Annotated in this window: 15 protein-coding genes and 2 pseudogenes; 8 read left to right on the plus strand and 9 right to left on the minus strand. The window is 45.1% G+C overall.

What is annotated here, in order from left to right; translation table 11 throughout:
- Nucleotides 1–40: 40 nt before the first annotated feature.
- Nucleotides 41–3,319: a SusC/RagA family TonB-linked outer membrane protein gene (locus C9991_RS15045; protein ID WP_106813297.1), complete on the minus strand. Its 3,279-nt coding sequence runs from the start codon at nucleotides 3,317–3,319 to the stop codon at nucleotides 41–43.
- Nucleotides 3,320–3,575: 256 nt separating this feature from the next.
- On the opposite strand from C9991_RS15045, the gene C9991_RS15050 reads away from it, so the two are divergent.
- From C9991_RS15050 to C9991_RS15065, 4 genes are all read left to right on the plus strand, one after another.
- Nucleotides 3,576–4,397, plus strand: a complete 822-nt coding sequence (locus tag C9991_RS15050) for a ligand-binding sensor domain-containing protein (protein ID WP_106813298.1) — start codon at nucleotides 3,576–3,578, stop codon at nucleotides 4,395–4,397.
- 23 nt (nucleotides 4,398–4,420) lie between these two features.
- Nucleotides 4,421–7,696 (plus strand): hybrid sensor histidine kinase/response regulator transcription factor, encoded by a 3,276-nt coding sequence (locus C9991_RS15055; RefSeq protein ID WP_106813299.1) that lies wholly within the window; start codon nucleotides 4,421–4,423, stop codon nucleotides 7,694–7,696.
- A 129-nt stretch (nucleotides 7,697–7,825) separates the two neighbouring features.
- Nucleotides 7,826–8,578 carry a peptidylprolyl isomerase gene (locus C9991_RS15060; protein WP_106813300.1) on the plus strand — a complete coding sequence of 251 codons (753 nt, stop codon included), beginning with the start codon at nucleotides 7,826–7,828 and terminating at the stop codon, nucleotides 8,576–8,578.
- Nucleotides 8,579–8,581: 3 nt separating this feature from the next.
- Nucleotides 8,582–9,421, plus strand: coding sequence for a radical SAM/SPASM domain-containing protein (locus C9991_RS15065; RefSeq protein WP_106813301.1), 840 nt, complete (start codon nucleotides 8,582–8,584; stop codon nucleotides 9,419–9,421).
- A gap of 306 nt (nucleotides 9,422–9,727) precedes the next feature.
- On the opposite strand, the gene C9991_RS15070 is transcribed toward C9991_RS15065, so the two are convergent.
- Entirely contained in the window at nucleotides 9,728–11,011 is a 1,284-nt protein-coding gene (locus C9991_RS15070) for an alpha-L-fucosidase (RefSeq protein ID WP_374228309.1), read from the minus strand.
- A 221-nt stretch (nucleotides 11,012–11,232) separates the two neighbouring features.
- Between C9991_RS15070 and C9991_RS15075 the strand changes: the two genes are divergently transcribed.
- A complete protein-coding gene (locus C9991_RS15075; protein WP_374220301.1) occupies nucleotides 11,233–12,009 on the plus strand; it encodes a MotA/TolQ/ExbB proton channel family protein in 777 nt (258 codons plus the stop codon).
- Between the two features lie 221 nt (nucleotides 12,010–12,230).
- On the opposite strand, the gene C9991_RS15080 is transcribed toward C9991_RS15075, so the two are convergent.
- Nucleotides 12,231–13,598: a sulfatase family protein gene (locus C9991_RS15080; protein WP_106813303.1), complete on the minus strand. Its 1,368-nt coding sequence runs from the start codon at nucleotides 13,596–13,598 to the stop codon at nucleotides 12,231–12,233.
- A 233-nt stretch (nucleotides 13,599–13,831) separates the two neighbouring features.
- Here C9991_RS15080 and C9991_RS15085 point away from each other — a divergent pair.
- Both C9991_RS15085 and C9991_RS15090 read left to right on the plus strand, forming a co-directional pair.
- Nucleotides 13,832–14,284, plus strand: a pseudogene (locus C9991_RS15085) (heparinase II/III domain-containing protein); the annotation flags it as partial.
- A 73-nt stretch (nucleotides 14,285–14,357) separates the two neighbouring features.
- On the plus strand, nucleotides 14,358–15,614 hold the full coding sequence (locus tag C9991_RS15090) for a DUF4995 domain-containing protein (RefSeq protein WP_106813305.1): 1,257 nt from the start codon (nucleotides 14,358–14,360) through the stop codon (nucleotides 15,612–15,614).
- A gap of 155 nt (nucleotides 15,615–15,769) precedes the next feature.
- On the opposite strand, the pseudogene C9991_RS15095 reads toward C9991_RS15090, so the two are convergent.
- Together C9991_RS15095 and C9991_RS15100 are read right to left on the minus strand one after the other, a co-directional pair.
- Nucleotides 15,770–15,988 (minus strand): annotated as a pseudogene (locus C9991_RS15095) (reverse transcriptase domain-containing protein); the annotation flags it as partial.
- 73 nt (nucleotides 15,989–16,061) lie between these two features.
- A complete protein-coding gene (locus C9991_RS15100; RefSeq protein WP_106813306.1) occupies nucleotides 16,062–18,035 on the minus strand; it encodes a glycoside hydrolase family 97 protein in 1,974 nt (657 codons plus the stop codon).
- A 57-nt stretch (nucleotides 18,036–18,092) separates the two neighbouring features.
- Between C9991_RS15100 and C9991_RS15105 the strand changes: the two genes are divergently transcribed.
- Nucleotides 18,093–18,311 (plus strand): hypothetical protein, encoded by a 219-nt coding sequence (locus C9991_RS15105; RefSeq protein ID WP_106813307.1) that lies wholly within the window; start codon nucleotides 18,093–18,095, stop codon nucleotides 18,309–18,311.
- 103 nt (nucleotides 18,312–18,414) lie between these two features.
- On the opposite strand, the gene C9991_RS15110 is transcribed toward C9991_RS15105, so the two are convergent.
- The 4 genes from C9991_RS15110 to C9991_RS15125 form a co-directional block, all read right to left on the minus strand.
- Nucleotides 18,415–20,787 carry a beta-galactosidase gene (locus tag C9991_RS15110; RefSeq protein ID WP_106813308.1) on the minus strand — a complete coding sequence of 791 codons (2,373 nt, stop codon included), beginning with the start codon at nucleotides 20,785–20,787 and terminating at the stop codon, nucleotides 18,415–18,417.
- Nucleotides 20,788–21,007: 220 nt separating this feature from the next.
- Nucleotides 21,008–22,570: a glycoside hydrolase gene (locus tag C9991_RS15115; protein WP_106813309.1), complete on the minus strand. Its 1,563-nt coding sequence runs from the start codon at nucleotides 22,568–22,570 to the stop codon at nucleotides 21,008–21,010.
- Nucleotides 22,571–22,575: 5 nt separating this feature from the next.
- Complete coding sequence (locus tag C9991_RS15120) at nucleotides 22,576–24,333, minus strand: glycoside hydrolase (protein ID WP_106813310.1); 1,758 nt, start codon at nucleotides 24,331–24,333, stop codon at nucleotides 22,576–22,578.
- Nucleotides 24,334–24,560: 227 nt separating this feature from the next.
- A complete protein-coding gene (locus tag C9991_RS15125) occupies nucleotides 24,561–26,177 on the minus strand; it encodes a RagB/SusD family nutrient uptake outer membrane protein (RefSeq protein WP_106813311.1) in 1,617 nt (538 codons plus the stop codon).
- Between the last annotated feature and the right edge of the window lie 32 nt (nucleotides 26,178–26,209).

Consider the following 26,209-nt stretch of genomic DNA (forward strand, 5'->3'; position numbering starts at 1 on the left):
AGAGTGTTACATCTTTTTTACATTAAAAGTGTTACATCTTTTAGAGTGTTACATTAAGACCGAACATGAACTGACGGTTGGCGTAACCACCTGTCTCTGGATCGCCATACTCCCAGCTGTCGAATGTGCATACATTGTTTACACCAGCTGTGACGTGTACCTTCTCGACACCAAGCTTGCGTGTAAGTTCCTGAGGAATGGTGTAGCCAAGGCTGATGTTGTCGAGACGTACAAAGCTGCGGTTGTAGAGCTTCTGCACACCTGTACATCCTGAAGGACCTACGGCATTAAGACGTGCATACTTGTTTGTTGGGTTGTCTGGTGTCCAATAGCTCTTTGCATATGTGTTGCAAGTGTTGGTGAACATTGAACCAGAGTTGTCGCCGTTCAAGTAGTTGCCGCTCAAGCTCTTGTGTCCCATGTACGAGTACATAGAGAACGAGAATGTGAGGTTCTTGAAGAAGGTGAAGTCGTTGCGCAAGTTCCAGTAGATAGGAGGATTGGTTGTACCAAGGTACACTCTATCCTTGTCGTTGTATACTGGTGTGCGTGAGCCGTCGGCGTTAATCTTGTCGTCCTCGGTATAGTTGTTTCTAACCTTAGGGTCGCCAGGCTTCTGGTTTACCTTAGCAGCCTCGGCAGCCTCATCAGCCTGCCATATACCGTCTACCTGCCAATACCATATCTCGCCGATAGGCTTGTTGATGTGCCATCCGTTGGATGTATCGCTGCGCTCGTTGCCATTCTCGTCGTAATCGTAGTAGAGGTGCTTGATGCGGTTCTTGTTGTAAGAGAAACCTGCCGATGTACCCCACTTGAAGTTAGGAAGCTCGATGTTCTTAGAGTTCAATGTGATTTCGAAACCCTGGTTGGTAACCTCACCCAAGTTGGTTGTTATGCTACCAAAACCAGTGAAGTTAGGCAGACGCTGTGCCATAATCATATCCTTTGTGGTCTTGTTGTACCACTCGATGCTACCTGACAGACGCTGACCAAGAACAGCAAAGTCGAGACCTATGTTGATGGCAGATGTCTTCTCCCATTCAAGGTTAGGATTGGCAAGGCGGCTTATTGAGAGGGCGTTGAGGATAGTCTGGCTTGTTGTACCATACTTGTAGTATGCCATCTTGCCACCATCAGAGAGGTTAGACAGAGCAAGGTAGGTATCAGCCAACGAACGGTTACCATTGGTACCGTAAGATACTCTGAGCTTGCCATAATCGAGCCAAGGCTGACGCAGGAAATCCTCCTCAGAGAATACCCAGCTACCACCTACCGACCAGAATGTAGCCCATGGATTATTAGATCCAAATGCTGAATAGCCGTCGCGACGTACTGTACCCGTGAACATATAACGATCCTTGTATCCATAGAACAGACGACCTAAGTAGGCTGCTGCTGTAGAGTGGGTATCGCTTGTCCAGAAGCTACTCTGCGACTTATTGGCACCTGACAGATAGTGGAAACCCAAAACATCTGTAGGCGTGATATTGCGTGCCTCGATGTTGTCGCTCCAATAACGATACTCCTCAGCCTCCTGTACCAATGTCACGGTAAAGTGATGGTCCTTGTTGAAGGTGCGGTCCCATGTAAGGGTGTTATTGAGAGTATAGTCGAAGTTCTTTGACGACTTACGGTTGGCACCACGTGTTGCAGGGTCGCTGTTAGGAAGTTCGGCTGACATCAAATAGCGGTCGAAATGCCACTGGAAACGTGGAGCAATATTGAATGAATAGGTAAAGCCGAACGGCAATGTCAGCTTGGCGTTGAAGATAGTGTTCAATATTGTCTGACCCTTCTCCAAGTCGATATACTGCTGATCGAAGTGGTAGTTGTAGCCACCATTGGTTGGGTTGCCACTACGTGGATACTGCATTTCGTTGCCATTCTCGTCGTAACGTGAAGAATAAGGCGACTCGCGCAACTGGTTGGCATCCCAATAGTTGCCACCCATTGGCACTGGACTTGACTCATCCGAACGATCCTGGAAGTTGACGTTGGCACCTACCTCAAGCCAATCAGTAATCTTGGCATTGATCTTCATGTTAGAACGGTATGTACGGTAGTCATCACCCTGAATGGCGCCCTGATTCTGCAAATAGCCAAAGCTGAGGTAATAGTTCACCTTATCTGATGCACCAGAGATGCTGGCGTTATAGTCCTGGTTGAAGCCTGTGCGGAATGTAGCGTCCTCCCAATTGTAGCTCTTGCCGGCAAGGAAGTTGTTCATAACATTAGCTGCCTCGTCCAATCCCATACGACGTGCATAAAGAGAAAGCATACTCTCATCGGCACCCAATGTCTTAGAGCCCATTGTGGCCCACTGCTCAGGTGTAATACCATAGAACTTCTGAGCATTCTCTACATTATCATAATAGCCGGCAGGAATATTGCTGTCCTTGCTATAATAACCCCACTTGCCATTCTCGTCGTATCCATAAGTTGTGGCCTTGAACCAGTCCTCACGATATCTCATATAATCAGAGGCAGAGAAAACCTTGCGGTATTGAGCCTTGGTGTTGGCAGACAAGTTGGCGCTGACGTTGATGGTTGGTTTGCCCGACTTACCTTTCTTTGTAGTGATGATAATTACACCACTGGCAGCCTTGGCACCATAGATGGCAGCCGAAGAGGCATCCTTCAATACGTCAATCTGTGCAATGTCTTCAGGATTAATCTCCGAAAGCTCACCACCAAACTGCATACCGTCGAGAATAATCAATGGAGAGTTGTGAGAGGCTGATGTATACAATGAGTTCTGACCACGCAACTGGATGGAAGCACCACTACCCTTGGCAGATGTATCCATACCAATCTGAAGACCTGGAGTACCACGCAACAAGTCCTGAACAGAACCAGGGTTCTGGTCGGCAAACTTCTTTGCGTCAATCTGTACTACAGCACCAGTAAGGTCTTTCTTACGCATTGTACCATAACCTACAACCACAACGTCGTTAAGAAGCTGTGAGTCGTCCTCAAGCTTTACGCTGAGTGTAGAGCCATTAACCTTAACAGTCTTAGGCTTAAAACCAATATAAGAAATTTCGAGAGACTGACCATTCTGAGCAGCGATAACAAAGTTGCCATCGATATCAGTAATGGCACCACTGTTCTTCTGTCCTGCAATCTTGACAGAAGCGCCAATAACGGGTTCGCCATTCGAGTCGAACACCTGACCCTTTACTTTACCAGCTTGCTGCTGGATGTTTACTGACTTAACAGTGTCTGCCAAAGAAGGCAGGCTAAAGGCGGGAACTGTTGCAAAGAACGCAACAAGCATTGCTTTCCGCGCAGCTGTCAATAAGAACGTTTGTTCCATAAATGATTTGGTTATTTAGTTACTACTTATTTTATTTTATTTTTATTCGGTTCAGTTACATTGTCCGATTGACTGCTGCAAAATTATAAAAGTTTAATATCCAATATGTACAATTAGCATTATTTACGTAGACAATATCATTAAGATGGTGGAAAATCACTAATAGCATACCTATTTTAGCGATTTACGTACATAACGATTAACGTAAACAAAGTTTTTTTTCGTAACTTTGCAACATAAATAAAACCTATTTAACATGAAACTTAAAAAATTAGCCATACTTATACACCTTATTATATTAGGCATTTTGCACGCATTTAATATTTCTGCGAATGCAGCTCCTTATAATATTCGTGTGCTTAATACCATCAATCCACCTGCTTCGGTAGAGCAAAAGTGTATACTTATTGATAGTCATGGACTTTTGTGGATGGGCACCAACTCGGGCATAAAGTCGTACGACGGCTATCGCTTTACATCCTATCGCAGCGATGCCAATACACCTAACATCCTACCCAACAACGCTGTACTGTCTATGGCAGAAGACAAGAACAACTGTATGTGGATAGGAACACGCAACGGACTGGTGTGCATGAACAAGCAAACGGGACACTTTACAACATATCATCTTAAGGGCGAACGGTCGCGCGAAATATATGCACTATACACTTCGCACGATGGAACACTGTGGATTGGTACCGATGATGGCATATACAGCTACAGCCATCAGACCAATATATTTAAGTATTACAACCACACTAATACCACTATGGTAGAGACTGACGGAAAACGTAAGCCTATGCCATACATCAACGCAAAATCGTTTACAGAAGACAACAATGGCAATTTATACATCGGTACATGGTCAAAGAGTCTGTATCGTATGGACCGTTCGCGCCGTGTGATGTACAAATACGACCTACCTTCGGGTGACTATACCTATATGCTTATGCTCGACCCGCATGGCAGATTGTGGATAAATACTTGGGGGGGGGAATTAAATATCTTGCGAATCCTAAAAACTTCAAGAATCCTGGGTATATCGATTTATTCCACGGCGATAAAGCAACCGGCATAAACTACCGCATTATACATGACCCCGTGACACATTCCATATGGACATGCTCACGATATGGCATTGGTGTGCTCGACGAGAAGAATATCGAAAAAGGCTTTACCTACTACAACAACATAGGAGACAGCGACAAGAGCTACGCCATACGCAACGTAAACGATATCTGCACCGACGGAGAAGGTAATATATGGGCACAGACATTCAACAACGGTATATTCCACATAAACACCCAGCCTACTATTTTCGACAAGATGCAGGTTATACCCGATGTCGCTGTTGCAAATCGTGTAAAGTCAATATACAGCAAAGACGGACACAACTTCTGGCTATCATTGGCACCAGCTGGAATTGCTCTATATAATATAGACACACACCGAACACTTGTCAACAACGAGATTCCTGCTCTTGCCTCTGTGCAATACTCTGCACTTATAACACACATATCTTCGATAGCCGAAGCTCAAGATGGCGGCATATGGTTGGCAAACAACAGCTATGGCGTGTTGGTGATAAAGGACGGAAAGACCACTATCTACAACAACAGCAACTGCCAATTTGTGAAAGACAACTTTGTGAAGGCTCTGCACCGCACACGTACGGGCATTATGTTTGTGGGCGAAAGACATCATCTAAGCTGGGTTACACCGCAAGGCAAGGCATACGGACTGAGCGAAGACCTTGACGTAGTGAACATCAGCGAAGATAAGAACGGCAATATATGGGTGACTACAGAGAACAAGGGTATCTTGCGACTAAGCGGAAACTTTGCTAAACCCACTTCTTTGCACAAGGAATACTTCAACCCAAAGAACCACAACTATGCCGTTAATGATGCCATATACATATACGAAGACTCTAAGAGAAACATTTGGGCTACATCAAACAGTGGTGGCCTATTCCGCCTGAACAAGGAGAAGAACCAGTTTGACAATATGAATAAAGAGCTGCACTGGGACTTTGACCGCATATTCTCGATAATGGAAGACCCGCAACATCGTCTGTGGCTTACAGCAGATGATGCACTTATATGCCTGTGGTTTGACAAGGAGGGACAGGTACAATACATCTATACCTCGGAGAATGGTTTGGGCGATATGGTATTTATGCCAAGTTCGTGCTTCCAAATGGGTAGCAACCTATACTTTGGATCTGGTCGAAACGTAATAAGCGTTAATACAGCCGAGGCAAGGAACGGTGAGAGGATACCTGTTGGCAATATCATAGTGACCGACATCATCATAGACGGCAAGCGTTATGCCGAGCTCGACTCTACAATGCAGCGCCGCATAGGCGAAGCTATGCCGCAATACATACGCAACATAACTATACCTGCATCGGTGGGCAAGTTTGCCGTGGAGTTTGCCATACTTAGTTATATCAACAGCAATCTATGCAAGTATGCCTACTTCCTTGAGGGCTACGACCACGAAAAGCATTATGTGGATGCCAATGTACGAAAGGCTTCGTTCGAGAATATTCCAGCTGGCAAATACAAGTTGCACCTTAAAGCAGCCGACAGCAACGGACGTTGGGTCGAGCTACCCTACTCTATCGACATAAAAGTGTTGCCACCATGGTATGCTTCTACTTGGGCATTCATTATATATATATGCTTGCTGATATGTGGTATATACGCCGCTATGCAATGGTATCGCGACCGTCTGCGCACAAAGAACCGATTGCAGATGGCTGTAATATTCACCAACATCACGCACGAGTTGCTTACACCACTTACGGTTATATCGGCTTCAGCAGACAGTATTGAGAATGAGCATCCCGAACTGCGCAACCGCACATCTTTAATACACAATAACATTAGCCGCCTTACACGTATGTTGCGCCAGATACTTGAGGTGCGCAAGGCACAGGCAGGCAAGCTGCAACTTAAGGTTAGCGAGGGACAGTTAGGAGATTTCTGCCAAGAAACTTGCCAGAGCATCATGCCTATATTCAGCCAAAACCAACTTACGTTCAATCAGAACGTCAATTGCCTTGGTATTAAGGCATGGTTTGATGGCGACAAGATTGAAAAGATACTATATAATCTGCTGTCTAACGCTGTGAAATACTCTAACGAGGGTGGCAGCGTTAGTGTAGGTGTTGACATAAAAGACCAAAAAGCTGTTATAACCGTTGCCGATACAGGCATTGGTATATCCAAGGATAAGATGCGACACCTCTACTCTCGATTCCTCGATGGCGACTATCGACGCATGAATACAATGGGTACTGGCATAGGACTGTCATTGGTTCGCGACCTTGTGCGTCTGCATCATGGCACCATAGAATGCGAAAGCGAGGTGGGCAAAGGCACCAAGTTTACCATCACTCTACCAGTAGACCGCAACAGCTATACTGAGGACGAGATTGTAATGGCTTCGGCAGACATCAATGTGGCACCAACATCTATGTCGCCACAGGCTGTACAGGCTGTGGCTGCAACAAATAATGTTACTACAGATGCTACATCCACAATTACAACTGATACGGCTATACATAACAATGCAGACGAATCAACATACGATAGCGACAAGGAATACTCGATTCTATTGGTAGAAGACAACACCGAACTTTTGCTGCTTATGTCGTCGTTGCTGTCGCCATACTTTAAGGTACAGACAGCTACAAACGGCGAACGAGCCCAACGCATAATAGAAAAGGTAGCGTTGGACATTGTGGTGACAGACGTTATGATGCCTGTTATGGATGGCATTGAACTGACACGCTGGATAAAACAAAGCGAGGACTTTGCCCAATTGCCTGTTATAATGCTTACAGCTAAAACGCAGAACGACGACCGCAACGAGGGATTCCGTGTTGGTGCCGACGCTTACCTAACAAAGCCTTTCAACCTTGAGGATTTGCGTCTGCGCATTATGAGCATAATAAAGAACCGCGAACGTATACGTCAGCGCTTCCAGCAACAAACCGACTTCAATGTTGAGGAACAACACTATAGTAGTCCGGAAAAAATATTCGTAGAGAATGTCATAGCCAAGATTATGGAGCATATTACGGATAGCGATTATGGCAGAGAACAATTGGCGGCCGACCTTTGCATCAGTTCGTCGTCGCTCTATAACAAACTGAGAGCAACTACTGGACAAAACATCACGGGCTTCATAAACTCTATACGTATGAAGGAGGCTTGCCGAATACTAAGACAACAGCCAGATATTCGCATAAACGAACTGGCTTATCGTGTGGGATTCTCAACACCACGCTACTTCTCACAATGCTTCAAAAAGGAGTTTGGCATGATTGTTAAGGAGTATATTGAACAACAAAAGCAACACATGTAATGAGTATTAGGATTTGTTTTTTCCGTTTTTTTATCGTACATTTGTACCGCAACAAAATACAAGATAATCGGCGGCAACCAACATAGATCATTATCTTGGTAAGATACAAAAATTTAAAACATACGATACATGAAGAAGATATTACTTATCATTTCGCTATTTGTGATAGGCATCGCTGTTAGCGCACAGACAGCTAAGAATACGGGACGACCGGAGGTGCTTATTGAAACCACAATGGGCAAGATACGAGTGGCGCTGTATAATGAGACACCATTACATCGTGACAACTTTCTTAAACTGATAAGAGAACACCATTTCTACGACTCGCTGTTGTTTCATCGTGTTATACCCGACTTTATGATTCAGGCAGGCGACCCTTACAGCAAGAATGCTCCTAAAGGGGCGATGCTTGGCGACCACTCGCTCGACTATAATATTCCAGCCGAGATACGTCTGCCACAAATATACCATAAAAGAGGAGCGCTTGCGGCTGCACGCGAGCCTGATGATGTTAATCCGAAACGAGAATCAAGCAGTTCGCAGTTCTATATAGTATATGGCAAGAAGCAGGACGAGAAGGGACTGCAACGTGGACGCGACAATCTGCATAAACTCTTTGGCGACAGCATACAGATGACAGACGAAATGCTGGAGACATATACCAATATTGGCGGCACGCCACATCTTGATGGCGGATATACGGTATTTGGCGAAGTGCTTGAAGGGATGGATGTTGTAGACCGCATTCAACGTGTGGAACGTGATGAAAAAGACCGTCCACTTGAGGATGTAAGAATTATAAAAGCCACTATATTGAAAGATCTTCCGGGAATGGAAAAGAAACCGAAGAAGGTTGTAAAGAAGGTGGTGCGTAAAAAGTGATGTATGATAACCAGATGCTATCTTGAAATAACGAATGTGTGCAACCTAAATTGTGTGTTTTGTCCTAAAACCACAAGGGAGAAGCATACGCTGACGTTGGAGGAATTTGATACCCTGACCAACCGACTGAAAGGAGAAGTAAAGTTTCTTTACTTCCACCTTATGGGCGAGCCTTTCCTTCATCCTCAGTTGCCGCAGTTTGTACTTATGGCAAGGCAAAAGGAATTTGTGCCTGTGCTTACTACCAATGGCACACTGCTGAACAAGCGCACGGATATGCTTGATGCCCTACCCCACAAGCTACAGATTTCGTTGCACTCGCACGAGGGCAACGGCAAGGCTAACCTACAAGAATATATAGACGAGGTGATGACTTTTGCTAAGGAGGCTGCACATAGAGGTTGCGTCATTGTGCTGCGCCTATGGAACGAGGGCGGACACAACAGTATGAACGACAACATACTTGAGCTTATAGCCAACCATGTGCCTCAACCTTGGGTTAAGAGATACGATGGATGGAAACTTGCCGACTATCTATACATCGAGAACGACAATATGTTTGAATGGCCTGACCTTCAACACGACACTTACAACGAGGAGGAAATGTTCTGCCATGCACTACGCAACCAGATAGGAGTATTGGTAGACGGAACAGTAGTGCCTTGTTGTCTCGACCATAATGGCGACATTAACCTTGGTAATCTGTTTGAACAGAGCTTGGAGCATATACTCGCCTCTACACGTGCCACAGCTCTATACAATGGTTTTACCAACCACACAGCTGTTGAGCCATTGTGCCAACGCTGCGGCTATTCGGCTGTGGCAAAGAGATTCAGAAAATAGCCCAATAGTGTATACTTTCCTTTAATGTCAGAAACAGCACATAGCATAGACAACTATTCTTGTTCAGCAAGTATTGTATAATTCTCATCGTATGTGTTTTTCTATGTTTTCAGGGGCAGTTAATATACTTGGCAAAGTAATACAATATACTTGGCAAAGTAATACAATATACTTGACAAAGTAATACAATATACTTAGCAAAGTAATACAATATACTTGGCAAAGTAATATATATTGACGTGAGTTCGACGAAATTAACGTTATTCTAATCCGTCGAACTCACGTTATATTAATGATGTGTATTTTCTACTTTGCCATCTCCAACTCAACAACTTTGTCGACATCTGTAGGCACTTGGTCGAGATAGATCACTACTCCACCATCGCACTTCTGCATACGTACCTGTTTGCGCGATACAAAGTCTACTGCCTTCTTTATGCGTGTATTGCCGGTAGGCAGGTACAGAGCCTTGTCCTTAAGATTAAGGATGTGAACAAAAAGACGATTCTGCTTCTGTGTGGTTACGCCCCAGTCGTGTGGCTGAATGATACCTCCACGTGTGCCATAGATAGTCTCTCCATAAATGTTCATCCATTCGCCTACCTTCTTAAGACGTTCAATTGCCACCTCTGGCAAACAGCCATCTGGTTGCGGACCAATGTTCATAAGCAGGTTTGCATTGCGTCCGGCAGCCTTTACAAGATAGTGTATAAGGGTCTTTGGCGACTTATAGTTTTGGTCTGTAATCTTATATCCCCACATGCCATTCATAGTCTCGCAAGTCTCAAGAGGCAACTGTGATATCTGTTGCCCCGACAATCCTGCAGAGTTCTCGCCAGGAAGGTCGCGCTCGAACATTTGAAAGTCCTCACCCTCAAACGGTGTTTGATGATGGTTGTTGCCAATAAGACAGGCAGGCTGCAAACTGTGTATAAGCTTATACTGCTCGGGCAGACGCCAATCGAACGAAGGATTAATGTCCTGATCCCACCATCCGTCAAACCAAATAGCACCTACTCGACCGTAATTGGTAAGAAGTTCGGTTAGCTGGTTGTTCATAAACTTATAGTAAGAATCCCAGTTTTGTGCTTCCTTTGGACGACCCGTACCAAGTCCGGTACGTCCTAATGGTGCATCCTCACGTTGCCAGTCGATATGCGAATAGTAAAAATGGATGTCGATGCCCTGTCGATGACACTCATCTGCAAGTTCCTTAACAATGTCGCGTTTGAAGGGTGTGGCGTCTACAATATTGTAGTTGGACCATTTGGTATGAAACATTGAGAACCCCTCGTGGTGACGTGTGGTAAAGCAGATATACTTGGCACCCGATGCCTTAATAGCCGACACCCACTCTTTTGCATTAAAACGCGAGGGATAGAAGCCTCCGGCAAGTTTGGCATACTCCTTATAGTTAAGATCCTTGTTGGTCATAGTCCACTCGCCAGTTGCCAACATAGAGTAGAGTCCCCAATGAAGGAATATGCCAAACTTAGAGTCTTGAAAATGGCTGCGAGCCTCAAGATTCTCCTTGGTAGGCTGATAGTGTTGAGCCGGTTGCGCTGCAACGCCCGACAACGATAGTGCCATAAACACCGATGTCAAAAGTTTCCTCATAGACTTTTGTTGTTTAAGTGATTTACGTTATTATGATGAATATATGCAAAAGTACACATAAAGGTGCTAAAAACCTACGTTAATTAGGAAATAATAAGTAATTTTGCACTGTGCCGAGAATAAAAGACACATATAACAGCAAAACAAGAACCATCATTATGAAAACATTGAAGAATAGAACTATTGCCACAGCTATGCTTGCCATGGCTTTTGCAGCAAGCACAATGTTCTGTACAACAGCTTCGGCTGCCCAACTCGCAACTGCCGACGACACCCCAATAGAGATGACCGAACTTATGCCTGATGATGGCGGTGGCTTTCATCAAGTACTAAAGACTAAGTTTATCGAAGGCAATGCCTCGTTTATGTCGCTTGTTGCCATTGCCTTGGTGTTTGGACTGTCGTTCTGTATCGAACGTATTATATACCTTAGTCTGTCGGAGATTAACGCAAAACGCTTTATGGCTTCTGTTGACGCCAAGATTGCCGAGGGCGATATTGAAGGGGCAAAGACACTATGTCGCGACACACGTGGACCAGTAGCGTCGATATGCTATCAAGGATTGTTACGCATATCCACACCTATAGAAGACATTGAACGTTCGGTAGCAGCCTATGGTTCAGTACAGGCTGCCAATATGGAGCGTGGTTGTTCGTGGATTACGCTGTTCATTGCTATGGCTCCGTCATTGGGATTCCTTGGAACAGTGATTGGTATGGTTATGGCATTCGAACAGATACAGTTGGCAGGTGACATCAATCCAACTATTGTGGCAGCAGGTATGAAGGTGGCACTCATTACCACTATCTTTGGCATTATCGTGGCGCTGATACTACAACTGTTCTACAACTATATATTATCTAAAATAGACCACCTTACAGCACAGATGGAAGAGAGCGCAATAACGCTACTTGATTCGGTGCTGAAATATAAGGAAAAGGGAAATACGGCACGTATAACAAACGTGTAACTATACGTGTACAACAAAAAATGAGGGTGTGTCAAATTTGACACACCCTCATTTTTATTATAATAACTTGGGGTCTGTCTCATCTCGTGCATCATTGTAGAATCCTTGAGGATAATGCGTCCGCCTTTGGTTATGTAGTTGAACCCATAATCGCCTGCCTTTGCTGGCTGTGATGCCAGCATAAGGAGAGCGAGGGGTGGTTGTATCGTGAGTATTAGCTCTTAATTGCGTGGAATGTACTTGGCTTTTAGACGAGTGAGCTTTGACGGATTCTGATCCATCCACTCGCTCAGCATACGGCGATGTTCAACCAATATGTCGTGATATCGACGCTCTACTGCAAGGTTGCGCATCTCGCCACGATCGTTGTTCATATCAAATAGTTGTTCGCGGTTTCTGCCCGAATCGTACAATACGTATTTAAAGTCTTTTGTGCGAACCATCCAACCTATTGTGCCAGCTGTCTGGGCAAATACAGTCTCGGTAACTACATAGTCGCGAAGCGGAGTATCTTCCTTACCCGACTCAAGCACCTTGCGTATGCTCTTGCCAGTGCAATGCTTTGGTATCTCAACGCCAGCAAAATCGCAAACTGTTGGCATTAGGTCGAGACCGTTGCTTATGAGCTGTGGCATAACCTTTCCGGCATTCTTGCCCTTTGGCATGCAAACGATAAAAGGAATGTTGGCTACACTTTCGTACAACACTGTCTTCTGGTTCCACTGGTGCTGTGCCGCACCGTCGCCGTGGTCGGAAGAGAAGATGACAATAGTATTCTTCCAAAGGTCTTGACGGTCCATCTCTTCGAGAATCTGACCTATCTGCGCATCAACTGTCTCGGTAAGACGATAGTATCCATATAGATATCGGCGCCAATCGTCAGGAGTATAATCGTAAGAAGGATATAGGCGTTGGTTGCGCTTCTTCTCAAATTGAAGTGTAGAGGCATCGTATGGACTTACCGCAAAATTAGCTGGTAGTTGAGGACAGTCGGCAAGTTCGGGGTTTAGGTCTACATCACCATATGGCACATTCTGTCGACGTGCATACTCGCATATTCCGTGTGGGTTATTGAAAGAAGCTACAAGGAAGAACGGCTTTTTGCTGTCGCGGTTGCGCAGATAATTGATAACGCTCTCAGAGAGTCCGTTGTCCATAAACTGATGAATATTCTTGAAACCAAAGGCATGCTCGCTTGGCAGCGAGTTGGTATTTACATGCCACTTGCCTGCAAGTGCACAGTCGTAGCCCGAGTTCTCAATAAGAGTGCCAAGTGTGCGAACGGCTATTGAGTCGGGCAGTGGTGTCTCATTCTCTTCCATACCTATAACCGAAGGCATGTATCCAGTCCACATAGCAGCACGTGACGGTCCACTCAATGGCAATGTGCAATAGGCATTGGTGAAACGCATTCCACGCTCGGCAAGACGGTCCATATTAGGGGTCTTAACGTCGTTATTGCCTGCACAGCTCATGTCAGTAGCTGCTTGTTGGTCACTCATTATATATATAATGTTGGGACGTTGCTGTGACATAGCTGCCAAAGGCAACAGTGTGCAACAGCCAAATGCAAAAAACCTGTTTGTCATACAGTGTAGCAATTAGTATTTAAATTTCGGTTTGAATAATTAGCACTATCAAAAAGTTCTGGTGCAAAAGTACTACTTTTATTTAATACCCCTATATCAAATATATTCAAACCACTTCTAAGTGCGTACAAACTTAGCATTTGAACACAATTAATATTTAATAAAACGTTTTTAAGGTACTACATTGTTTATTTAATGTAATTTTGCAAACGTAAAAGAACCAGAGCTACAAGCAGCTTAAGCACCGCCGTACAGTGTTCTTCGTTGACCAGAAATACTTTGTATTTGTTGACGAGGCATCGGGCGACGCTACTGGCAAACTCAATCTGCACTACTTGCTTACCGACGGTGATACCAATATGGATGCAGCCAACGGCATCATCCGTACCAACTACAAGCCAGGCAGCAACGTTATGATTCAGTGTTTCGGCTCGCAGAAGCTCGACCTCACCCAGCAAAAAGGCTTCTACTCACTGGCTTACCGCAAGAAGACAGCACGTCCTAACTTCGTGTTCTCTACAGATAAGAAGGACGCTCAGACTGTACGCTTCGTTACCGTTATCTTCCCTGAAAAGGAGGTTGGCTCGGTTAAGGCTTATGCCAAGATTGTCAGCGCAAGCGACAAGGCTATGAAGGTAGAGGTTGAAATAAATGGTACAAAGAAACTACTTGAGTGGAATCTATAAAACAATAAAAGGCGGAAGACACACTTCCGCCATACTTAAAATCCCAAAAAACATAACTACAAAACAACGTAACATGAACATCAAGAACAGCCTCATCGCTTCAGCTCTTATGGCTATGGCCTGCATTAGCTGCAAAAACGACAAGACAGAAAACTGGATGGACCACTCGGTAGACGTGGCATCACAGCAATTGCTCGCAACAGCCGAGAAGATGGACGGCACTGGCGTGCTTCCACGCTCTATTTGGACAGTTTATCCGCTCGACTTTGTTGAACGTCAAACCGAAAGAGACCGCAAGACTTTTGCCGACTCATTGGTTCTGCCTACCGACTCGCTCGTAAACAAGATGCACACCATCAACATCTACGACTGGACTAGCGGTTTCTTCCCTGGTTCTTTATGGTATGCTTATGAGCTTACTGGCAATGAGGATTTGCGCAAGTATGCCGCAAGCTACACAAATATGCTTGCTCCACTGCGCGACTTCAAACGCACTCACGATATCGGCTTTATGGTTAACTGCTCGTTTGGTAACGCTTTGCGTCTTGCTCCAAACGACACTATCCAGCCTATCCTTGTAAGTACAGCCAACAACCTGTGCTCACGTTTCGACGAGCGTATCGGTTGTATCCGCTCATGGGACTTTGGTCGCTGGAACTTCCCTGTTATCATCGACAACATGATGAACCTCGACCTTCTGTTCAATGCTTGGCATCTTACTGGCAACAAGAAGTATTATGACATAGCTATCAAGCACGCCGAAACAACAATGAAGCATCACTTCCGCAAGGACTTCACTTCATTCCATGTTGTTAGCTACAACAACGACGGCACAGTAGAAGAGCAGTGTACACACCAAGGCAAGAACGATGCTTCGGCTTGGGCACGCGGTCAGGCTTGGGCTGTATATGGATATACTCGTTGCTACCGCGAGTCTAAAGACAAGAAGTTCCTTGACCAAGCTATCAATGTAGCCAATATGATTATGAGTCGTGTCAAGACTGAGGATTGCATTCCTTATTGGGATTATGACGCTCCTGTCACAGATGAGACTCCTCGCGACGCCTCTGCTGCTGCCGTAACAGCTTCGGCTTTCCTTGAGCTATGCTCTTATGCTCCTGACGGCAAGAAGTATAGCGACTATGCCGAAAAGATTCTGCGCTCGCTCTCAAGCGAAAGTTATCTTGCCAAGCCAGGCGAAAACATGGGCTTCGTGTTGATGCATTCTACAGGCTCGCTGCCTAATGACTCAGAGATTGACACTCCGCTCAACTATGCCGACTACTATTATCTTGAGGCTCTTGTTCGCTACAAGGAACTTAAGAAATAAATGATAAACAGCCATCGGCTGAATGTATAATTATTGAATAATTGAATCGAGTAGGAGGAAAACGAAGCAGTTTTCTTCCTACTTTAGTTTTCCGACCTCTCACACCACCGTACGTGCGGTTCCGCATACGGCGGTTCCCATTTTGGATACCATTCGAGTTTGCTATGACTCACGGTATCGAAGAAGCGTTCAAGGTCAAGGTCTACTACATATATGTAGCCTTCGTTGATTATCCTCTGCGCTCCTCGTAGTGCGTCATGGCATCCTCTTATCGGACGGAAGCCGTAGCTTGTCTTGCAGAATTGGTTCTCATAGATGGGAGTCAGTACTTGGTTTATGGCTTGTTGCACCAGACGGTCTACAACTGTAGGTATTAAAAAAAATTGGGTGCTCGCATGAAGCAGAACACCCATTTTTTATGTTTATTGCCGTGTATATTATTATTGTTTAAGCCTCGCCTAACACAATGTTGCCACCCATTGGCTGCATAACAATCTTCAGCTTACCATCTTTTCCTACTTTAGTAGTCTTAACGTTCGACTTAGGCCAAAGGCTCTTCTTATCGGCAGTCTCGTAGTGATAAGTCACCTGCTTACCCGCAAGCATAGGCAAAGAGAGGTTAAGAGATAGAGGTTTGTTGGTGCCATTAAGCGCTGCAACATACCACTTGTCGCCATGACGACGTGCTACAACAGCGTATTTGCCAGGATAACCATCTACGAAACGAGTCTCATCCCATGTTGTCGGTACACTCTTAAGGAAGTCTATCTCGTGCTGTGGCAACTCAGAAAGGTTATTTGGATACATGGCAATACACTGTATGCTTGCCTGATTGACAATAGCAGCAGCCATCTCGAATACATCTGATGTATAACGACGATGACGGCTCTTGTTGTCGCGCGACATATAGCGGTTCATAATAGTGCCACCCCAGTCCATTGCGGCTACAGTATTGCGGCAGAATGGATGCATGGTAAGTTCGAAACCTTCCTGCTTGGCATGATGCTCCTGGAAGAATACATTCTCCGAAGCAAGCACAGCCTCGCTTGATACATAATTAGGGAACATGCGCTCCCAACCACGTGGCAAAGTGCATCCATGGAAGATAACCTGCAAACCATAATCGTTGGCATCGCTAAGGATATCCTCGTACAACTGCATAACATGCTGCTTGTCGCCACCAAAGAAGTCAACCTTAATGCCCTTGACACCTATCGACTGCATCCACTTCATCTCCTTTTTACGAGCAATTACCGTGTTCATACAGTTGCGTGGAGTCTGCGGAGCCTCGTTAGCCGTACCATTGCTGTTGTACCACAACATTAGGCTAACACCCTTAGACTGAGCATAACGGCTGAGCTCGGCTATACGCTCACGTCCAGTCTGCTGGTCCCATAGTCCGTCTACCAATACATACTCGTAGCCCATTGTAGCTGCAAGATCAACCATCTGCTTCTGATCGTCGTAGTTGGCTGAATTGTCTTGCCAGATGAGCCAGCTCCAGGTATATCTACCCGGCTTATATTGCTCCGAAGCCTCGTACAAAGGCTCCACAACATCATAGCTTACTGTTGTTTCCACTATTGGCTTAAGCGATGATCCAACAGTAATGGTGCGCCAAGGTGTAGCTCCAGGCAGAGCAAAGGCTGCATTAGAGGCACCACGGCCATCGCATTCGCCTTGCATAGGAAACTCAACTGTATAACCCTTATCGGCAGAATAGTCAGAGAGTCGGCAACCAGGATAGTTGCCATGTGTGCCAGTCTCGCTTACAAGTACCCAACCATCATTACCTACATGGAAGAGACAAGGGAAGGTGTAACCCTTACCATATTTAGACTTGGCTGTCAATGGAGCATCAGGAGTGTACTCTTCCTCGTAACTCGGCTTAGAATGTTTCCATCCAATCATAGGGTCTGATTGTGGAGAGAGGAATGTTGTGGTTTGTGAAGGAAGACGGAAGGCTGTCTTCTCCTGATCTATAAGGATGTGTGTGCGGTCGTTAACCTCGCCAAATTCGTATCTGAAGGCAATGTCATTATCAGATACACGAAACTTTACAATAACGGGCAACTTCTTGTCGTTGATGTAAGTAACGCTCATCTCATTGGCTTTATAATGTACAAGCGATGCCTTGGTAGAGCGCATAGTGTAGTTGTTCTCTACCTTACGGTTATCTACCGACTTATATACAAGGTTTTGACTAAAGTCGCCAACATTGGCAACTACGCCTAACAACGAAGGCTGCATCATCTGCTTGCCATCATATGTAACGTCGTAATATAGACAACCTGCATGGTCCTCAACATTAACTACAAGTCGACCATCAGGCGACATTACCTTGTTTTGCTCGGCAAAAGCACCTGTTGAGACAGTTGCAAGTAGCAAAGCGGCAAGCAAATTACGTAAAGAATTGTTCATTCGATTTATAGAGTTATTGGGTTTATTATACTGCAAAAGTACTATATTAGATTAAGGATGGCGACAGCCCCTCTTGTTTTTATGGTTCATTTGCTTGTAGTTCATTTACTTGTAGTTCCCACAGAACTCACAGATGCCACAGAAGCCTACGGAATTGTTTTTCTCGAATCCACAGAGCGTATAGATGCTACGCATCATACGACAGACTACACAGAAATGATAGCCTTCGGTGATGCAAGCAATCATTTCTGTGGATTCTTGCCTCGCGAAGCGTAGGCCATTCTGTGGATTCGAAAAGCTTAACCCGTAGGCTTCTGTGACATCTATGAGTTCCTTGGAAACTATAAACAGGTACCAGAACTATAACCAATCTACAAGCTTAATACACAAAGACTCTGTATCCCTTGACGCTGCCAGGAGCGCCCTGTTCCATACGTGGCAGATACTCAAGAGCTGTTATAATCTGTTCTTCACCAAGATCGATGACAAGCAAATGTGGTGCTGTGGCATCCTTCTCAGTCTGCCAGTAAGTAGACTCTTGAAGGTCGAAAGCCTTGTCACCAGTATGATTGCCCTGAAGATTCTCTGAGTTGGCATACTTTACCTCCCACTGGTCGCGAGAAAGACGCTTGCCATCCTTGCCTTGCAGATATAACTCGGCAATAGCAACGGGCTTACCATCATGAGTGTTCTGACACTCTATGGCTACATATCTGCCTTTTGCTAAATTGTCAAATTTAATAGTCTGCCATCCATTGCCACTCTTCATATCACCCTTTGCCACGGGTGTAGCCGAGTTTAGGTCAGGCTTGTCGCCAATGTTATTATGCTTAGCCGACTTCTCAAGCTGCAATTTATCGAGCTCGGGCTTTGTCTGTCCCCATACTACAGCTTCCTTCGGACCAACAACATCAAGTACAACAATCTCGTTGTCGCCTTTCTTTAGCCAACATCCTGGACAATATAGTGTCTGTTGCGGACCAATACTCCAGAAACGTCCAAGTGCATGACCATTGACATATACCTGACCTTTACCCCATGTCTCCATATTAATAAAGGTGTCGCCAATCTTTTTCAACTTGAATGTTGCCTTATAATAACCAATCTTTGACGGAGTGTTATCGGCAAGAGCAATATCATTACGTGGAGTTGTCATTGCACGACGGGCTGTCTGATAGTCGTCGGCAATACGGCGCATACGCCAATTCTTAAGATTCCAAGTAAGCTCATCGCCGTCTACATCGGCAGTAAGGGTTACATCTTCAACAAGACCCTTGAAGTCTTTTATGGCTCTACCAAAATTGATACGACCCATGCCCTCTACCAAGAGCGTAAGCTTATCGCCCTTCTTTGTGGCAGGCATAGGCAGCGAACGCTCGTTCTTTACACGGTCTATCTTGCCTATATAATTGCCGTTGACAAATACCTGCACAAAGTCGTGACCATTGATATGCAACATAGAGCCGTTGGCAATCTCGGGCAGCTTGGTATTGTATATCATTGAACCGTAGCCCATATTCATCTCCTCAAAAGTCTGCACGTCACGACTCTCGGCAGTGCTGTCCACACCCATATATATAGGTGCTACGTTCTGAAGCTTGAGCTTTGGTATAGATATAATGTCGGCAGCCTTTTTAGGTACAGCCGGAAGCTTCTTATCGGTATATTTCTCAAGAGTCTTGCGCAATAGCCAATACTTCTCGGTAGGCTCGCCATACTCGTTGATTGGAGCATCGTAGTCGTAAGACGTAACATCAGGAGCAAAACCAGGCGAGTTGGCTCCTGCCCAATGACCAAACGAAGTGCCTCCATGAGTCATATATAGCGAGAAAGATATGCCCTTCGAAAGCATCTCGTCAATACCTGCAACCATATCCTTTGCAGGACGTGTTTCATGACGCGCACCCCACTTGTCGAACCATCCGCTCCAAAACTCCGAACACATAAGCGGTGCATTAGGGCGTAGCTCACGAAGACGGCGGAATTGGTCGTCTATCTTTGCACCCGTACCAAAGTTCATAGTCCATGTAAGGTCGTCGAGACCATTCTTCTCAAAGTTTGAGTTCCAGTCGCATTGGAACAGAGTGGTCTTGGCATTTGGAGTATCCCAATATTTGCGCAATGTGTCGCGTATCTGTGATATATATGCCTTATCCTCGCCATAGCTGCCATATTCGTTCTCTACCTGAACCATAATGATTGGTCCACCACGCTGTATGGTAAGCGGAGCAAGTTGCTGGGCAACATTCTTCTCGAATCGGTCTACGCACGACATAAAGTAAGGGTCTTGTTCACGCAGGCGTATATCCTTTTTCTTAAGCAACCACCAAGGCAGTCCACCCATTTCCCATTCGGCACATACATATGGTCCAGGACGCACAATTACGTACATGTCATTCTTTTTAGCCAATCGGCAGAACTCGGCAACATCATTCTGACCAGTAAAGTCGTATACTCCCTCACGCTGCTCATGCAGGTTCCAGAATATGTAGATGCAGATAGTGTTCATGCCTAAAGCCTTACACATCTTGATGCGATGTTCCCAATACTCACGCGGAATACGTGGATAATGAATCTCTGCTGCCTTAACAACAAAGGGTTTTCCGTTAAGAAGGAAGGTTTTGTCGCCAGTGGCAAACGTGTTCTTACTATCCACCTGTGGAGCCAAGCTCATAGATGTGGCAGCTAACGCACCAGTCGTCAACGACGACATAAGAGCGAGACTCAAGAATATCTTGGATGTCTGTTTCATGTATTTATTATTGATTTGAGTTTTTAGTTAGTGCAAAGTTATCACCTTATATTAATAATAAGGTTAAATAATCAACAAAAAAGGTACATAATTCATTAATGAGCATATAAGCTGCATATAATGAACCAATCGTTGTACAATATTAAAGCCTCATACCCAATTAAAGCCTCATACCCATCACTATTAAGACGATTAGGAATGAGCCTTAAATGTATACTGATTATTCCTCAACTAATGTAGTGATACTTCGTGGAGCCAAACTTGTTGTTCCTTCAGTTGTACCGACTGGCAACAAGCTCTCAGCCGATATGTCGCTTGTGCGATACATCTTCCATGTCTTGGAAGCCTGTCCGTCTATATCAAACTTCACCGGCTTTACGTCCTCCGAATAGTTAATGGCTACAATAGCCCACTTGCCATTGCTGTTACGATAGGCTGAGCACATTACTCCCTTAGGATCGTTGAATCCTTCAGCTATCTCTTTGCCATCCTCTCCAGTAGTCTTTATGTCAAAACGCTGTGCACCTGGACGCACAAAACGGCTGTAATTGCCAAGGGTCCAAAGCAACTTTGAGTCAACAGCATAACCTGACTTCCATTGATCGTTGCTATATACACGCAACAAGCCGTCGCGATAATCGCCACCTGCGGCACGCCACCAACTCCAACTCTCGGCATTAGCAAAACAAAGGTCGTGGTGAATAACACGAGCTACATAGAGGGCAGTCTTCATAGAAAAGTCGTAACCACCACCTCCACCAATCTCTTCGTCATTGCCCATAATACAGATCTCTGTTTGCCAAAACTTTATGCCTTGTTCTTTGCATGCCTCACGTATCTGCATACGACACTGGCGCATATAGTCGAGTGGCGTAGTTGTCCAATAGCTGTGGCCACCAATGAGTCTGGGCAGATTCTTTACATTGCCTACATAGGTATCGGTGCTATCCTTAGAGAACAATGCCTTTATCTCATATCCACGCTGCCAGTCGGCTTCATGTGTGCCAAGCATACAGCGATAATCGCTCGATTCGTTGACAAGAATCTCCGTCTTCAACTTCTGCTTAGAAAGAGCCTTACCCAACTCACGTGCTACATGAGCCACCTCACGATTAGTAGCGGGAGAGCCTTCCTGCTTAGGACCAAGCCAGTTCCAATGTCCATCAGGCTCATTACACGGACTGATATAGTCGATATGCACACCGTCGTGCTGCTCGATACCCTTAATGGATGTAGCCATAAAGCGGGCAAAATCATCGTAACAATCGTCACGAAGATTTATTGTGCCACCGCGTCCGGTATTGGTTGCCAGTCCATTCTTGGTAAAATAGACTGGTGCTGAATTGCAGAAAGCCAAGATATAAGGAACGCCACGTTCCTTGGCAAGCTTAAGAAAGCGGCGCTGTCCTGCTTGCTTTGACCAGTCGTATGTACCGTCGGCATTGAGAAAACACTCTGTTCGGGTACCATAATTAATCTGTGCCTTATCGCCTTGCTCGGCACTTCCTGCTCCAAGGTTAAATCGCCATATAGACAATCCTATACCTTTTGGCTTTCCTTGAGCATCATTCTCTGAAGAAAAGAGCCAGTCGGCCACCTGCTGTTGCTGTTTCTCTGGCCAAAGACCTATAAACTGCATGCTCCATGCATCACTTGCACCGAAATGCTGTATATGCTGTTCTGGAGATGAAGGAAGTACTGTGTAACGTGTTTGGGCAGAAGCTTGCACCGATGCAGAAAGCATCAATGCAAGCGAAATGCCGTGAAAACCTATTTTTAACATATATATTATCGTTTAATTAATATTTTATTACCATTCCTTATATACACGCCGCTGTTTAAACCTTCAATCGACTGCACTTCTGTACGTACCAATTGTCCGTCAAGTGTGTATACATTATTATTAGCATCATCCGCCTTGTCTGCATGTATGCCTTCAATGCCCGTTTCTGCATCATCAAAGTCGATGACAAAAGTGCTAACACTCTTCTTCGGAATCAATATGCGCTGTCCCAAAGTATATGTCTCGGCAATGTGCTTGAGATTTTCGGTCTCTGATGTGCGGTAGAGGTTAATCTCCTTGGCAGCAATATGTCCGTCGACATTTAGGTTTACGCCAGTAGCCGCACCCATATTGACATATACCACCACAATTCGCTTGCCGTCTGGCGATATATATGCCGAACCCATAAGCTTGTTAAGGCTCTCCGACTGATTGGTGGTATGACCTATACGACGATATCCAGGACGGATAAAACGACTGTAATTACCAAGAACCCAAAGATTAACATTGTCGGTAACGGTACCTCCGTTTACTATTTCGCCGTAGCTCTCGTTGCCTGTATCGCCCTTTGCATTAAGCCTAAGCAGATAGAATCTATTCTTCTGTCCCCATTTCTCCTGTGCAAAGGTTGTCCAATAGCTCCATGCAGCCATATTGCCATATGTAAGATCACAATGTATCAGTTTGCCCATATAAAGGGCTATGTCCATATACGATGCAGCGTCGTAGCTTGCAGGGAAACCTGCCGATGTTGACGGCTCCTTGTCGAGCATACTCCATTCGGTTTGATATACATCGAGGTCATACTTTGCTGCTTTGTCAGCTACTGCCTTTCGTATATTCTGTAAGTCGTCATTTGTTCCGAATGTCCAATAGCTGTGTCCTGCCACCGCACGCTGCACACTCTTAAGGTCACCAATGTAGCTATTTGTATTGGCAGGATTGAAGAATGCCTCAATTTGGTTATTGGCTCGTTTCTCCGTAGCATCCATATATAGAGCTTTCCATTGGCAAGCCTCAGGTAAAAGTATTTTTGAGCCGATACCTTGCTTGGCTATTGAAGCGTCAAGTTCGCGCGCCAATCGGCTTATGCATTCGTTGGTCCATGGCGAACCCTCCTGACCATTTGTCCAGTCATACTGTGGTTCGTTGACTGGTGATATGAGTGTTATGTTGTAGCCTTCGTCAATGAAGTGCTTGGTTGTTGTCGTAAGAAAAGTGGCAAAGTCGCCATAATGGTTGTCGCTAAGGTTGCAACCTTGTTCTCCGGCATTGGCAAAAGCCTTGCCGTTCTTGGTAAACTGCACTGGAGCAGAGTTGCTGAAGAGCAGATAATGGTCAACACCATACTTCTTTGCCTGCTGCATAAAGTATTGCTGACCTGAGGATTTGGTCCAGTCGTACGTGCCTTTTGCATCAAGATAACAATAGCCACGGCGTGTGATATCATCTATTCCGCTGCCGTTGCTTTGTTCTGCACTTCCAGCTCCAAGGTTGATGCGCCACATAGACAGACCTATGCCTTTGGGATTGCCATTGATGTCGAACTCGCGACTAAAGAGCCAACGTGCCGATTTCTCCTTCTCGGCATCACTGAAGTATTTGCCCACAAAGTCGGCTGTCCAACAATCGCTTGCGCCGAAGTCCTCGATGGTTTGGTATGTGGTGTTGGGTGATATAGTTACCTGGTAAGTAGATTGTGCTGAGGTGTTGGCAGCCAGTGCCAATAGAGATGTTATTGAGAGTAGAAGAGATTTGGCCATCGTAAATTTATTGTAAGTTAGAGTTGGTTTAGTTGAAAATTGAGAGTTGAGAGTTGGTTTTAGTTGAAAGTTGAGAGTTGAAAGTTGAGAGTCATGATATGTAATTGCTGCTAATAATATATATAATAATATAGCATGGACGGTAATCATAACTCTCAACTCTCAATTCTCAACTTTCAACTCTCAACTTTCAACTCTCAATTCTCAACTAAAACCAACTTTCACAATTAATTATATCCAGGGTTCTGCTTTATCGATCCATTCGACATTGTTATCTCCGAGTTAGGGATAGCAAAGAGCAGGTCGCGTGGAGCCTGGAAGTTAATGCCCTCATTGCTGTTCTCCAACTGGTTTGTTGTCTCATATGGGTCGGTAGATGTCTCCATATTATACTTAACGAATGTTCCGTTAGGACCAAACACATGCTCCATCATAGTCTTGCCATCATCCATCTTCCAACGGCGAAGGTCGTCAAGACGAGTGCCTTCAAGAGCAAGTTCCAAACGACGCTCTGTACGGATAGCATCGCGAAGGTCCTTACCAGTAGATGTTATAGGTGATAGATGTACACGGCCGCGAACTTCGTTTAATGCCCACTGTGCCTCGCTGTCATGACCAAGCTGGTTCTCTACCTCAGCATACATAAGTAGCACCTCTGCATAACGCAACAAGCGGATGTTAAGCGGGTTGTGAACGGCGTCGTATGGACTTGGACGCTTTCCAACTGGGATGAAGAGCTTCATATTACAACGTCCAGACTTGTGCTTGCTTGCCGAAATAACATAAGGATTGTCCTCATTCCATGTCGGATCGCCAGGTACATCGGTCTGACCATCGTGAAGGATGGTATACTTAAGGCGAATATTATCGCCAGCATTCTTGAATGCGTTCTCAAGGTCGCTTGTAGGCAAACCCCAAGCCCAACCTGAGTCATCACGTGAGCCAACCACTACCGAATAGTGTTCGCCAAGATCATACTGTGTATCGTCAAGTGTCTGAATCTCAAAGAGGCTCTCTTCATTATTGTTATAGTCGATGTTCCACACTTTGCCAAAGTCGTCCATCAGCTTATACTCTGGAGTCTGACCTGCATAAGAGCCACGACAGCAGAGTTCCTGCAGAATCTTCTCTGCTTCCTCATACTTGCCTTCATAGAGATAAGCCTTGGCAAGGAAACCCTTGGCTGCACCACTTGTAGCATGACCTACCTGGCTGGCTTCCTGCTCAGCACGTGTAGGAAGGTCTGGAATAGCCTCCTTCAAGTCTTGTTCTATCTGAGCATATGTCTCTTCTTTTGAAGCACGCTCTATGCCCTGTACCTCTGACGGCATCTTCAACGACAGCATGATTGGCACACCACCGAAGTTCTTAACAAGGTCAAGATAATAGAAACCACGCAAGAACTTAGCCTCAGCAATAAGACGCTTCTTATATTTTTCATCCTTGAACTGTATCTGCTGAATCTTGTCGATGGCGATGTTACACTGTGTGATACCCTTATAACGGTACTGCCAGAAGTTCTGGCAAGCAGTACCAAGTTCGAGAGTATTGCCAGTGAACATACAAGCCACACGATACTCGCCTGGATCCTGAGTGGTGTTGCCCATCCAGCAGTCGTCGGTAGTAATGTTACATAGGTTGTAGAACTTGTAAATCTGCCACCATCCACGACAGTCAAGGAGATTGTAACAGCCAGTTATCTGCTTGGCGCACTCCTCTTCAGTAGTGAAATAGTTGCTCATATCTTGCTGACCACGGATTGGTTCGTCAAGAAAATCCGAGCATGAGGTCAAGCCCATAGATAGAGCCGACATCATTGTCAAACCAATAATATATTTTTTCATAATTTATATGCTTGTTTTATTGTTACACATTA

This window comes from Prevotella merdae, from assembly GCF_900290275.1.
GTDB lineage: Bacteria > Bacteroidota > Bacteroidia > Bacteroidales > Bacteroidaceae > Prevotella > Prevotella merdae.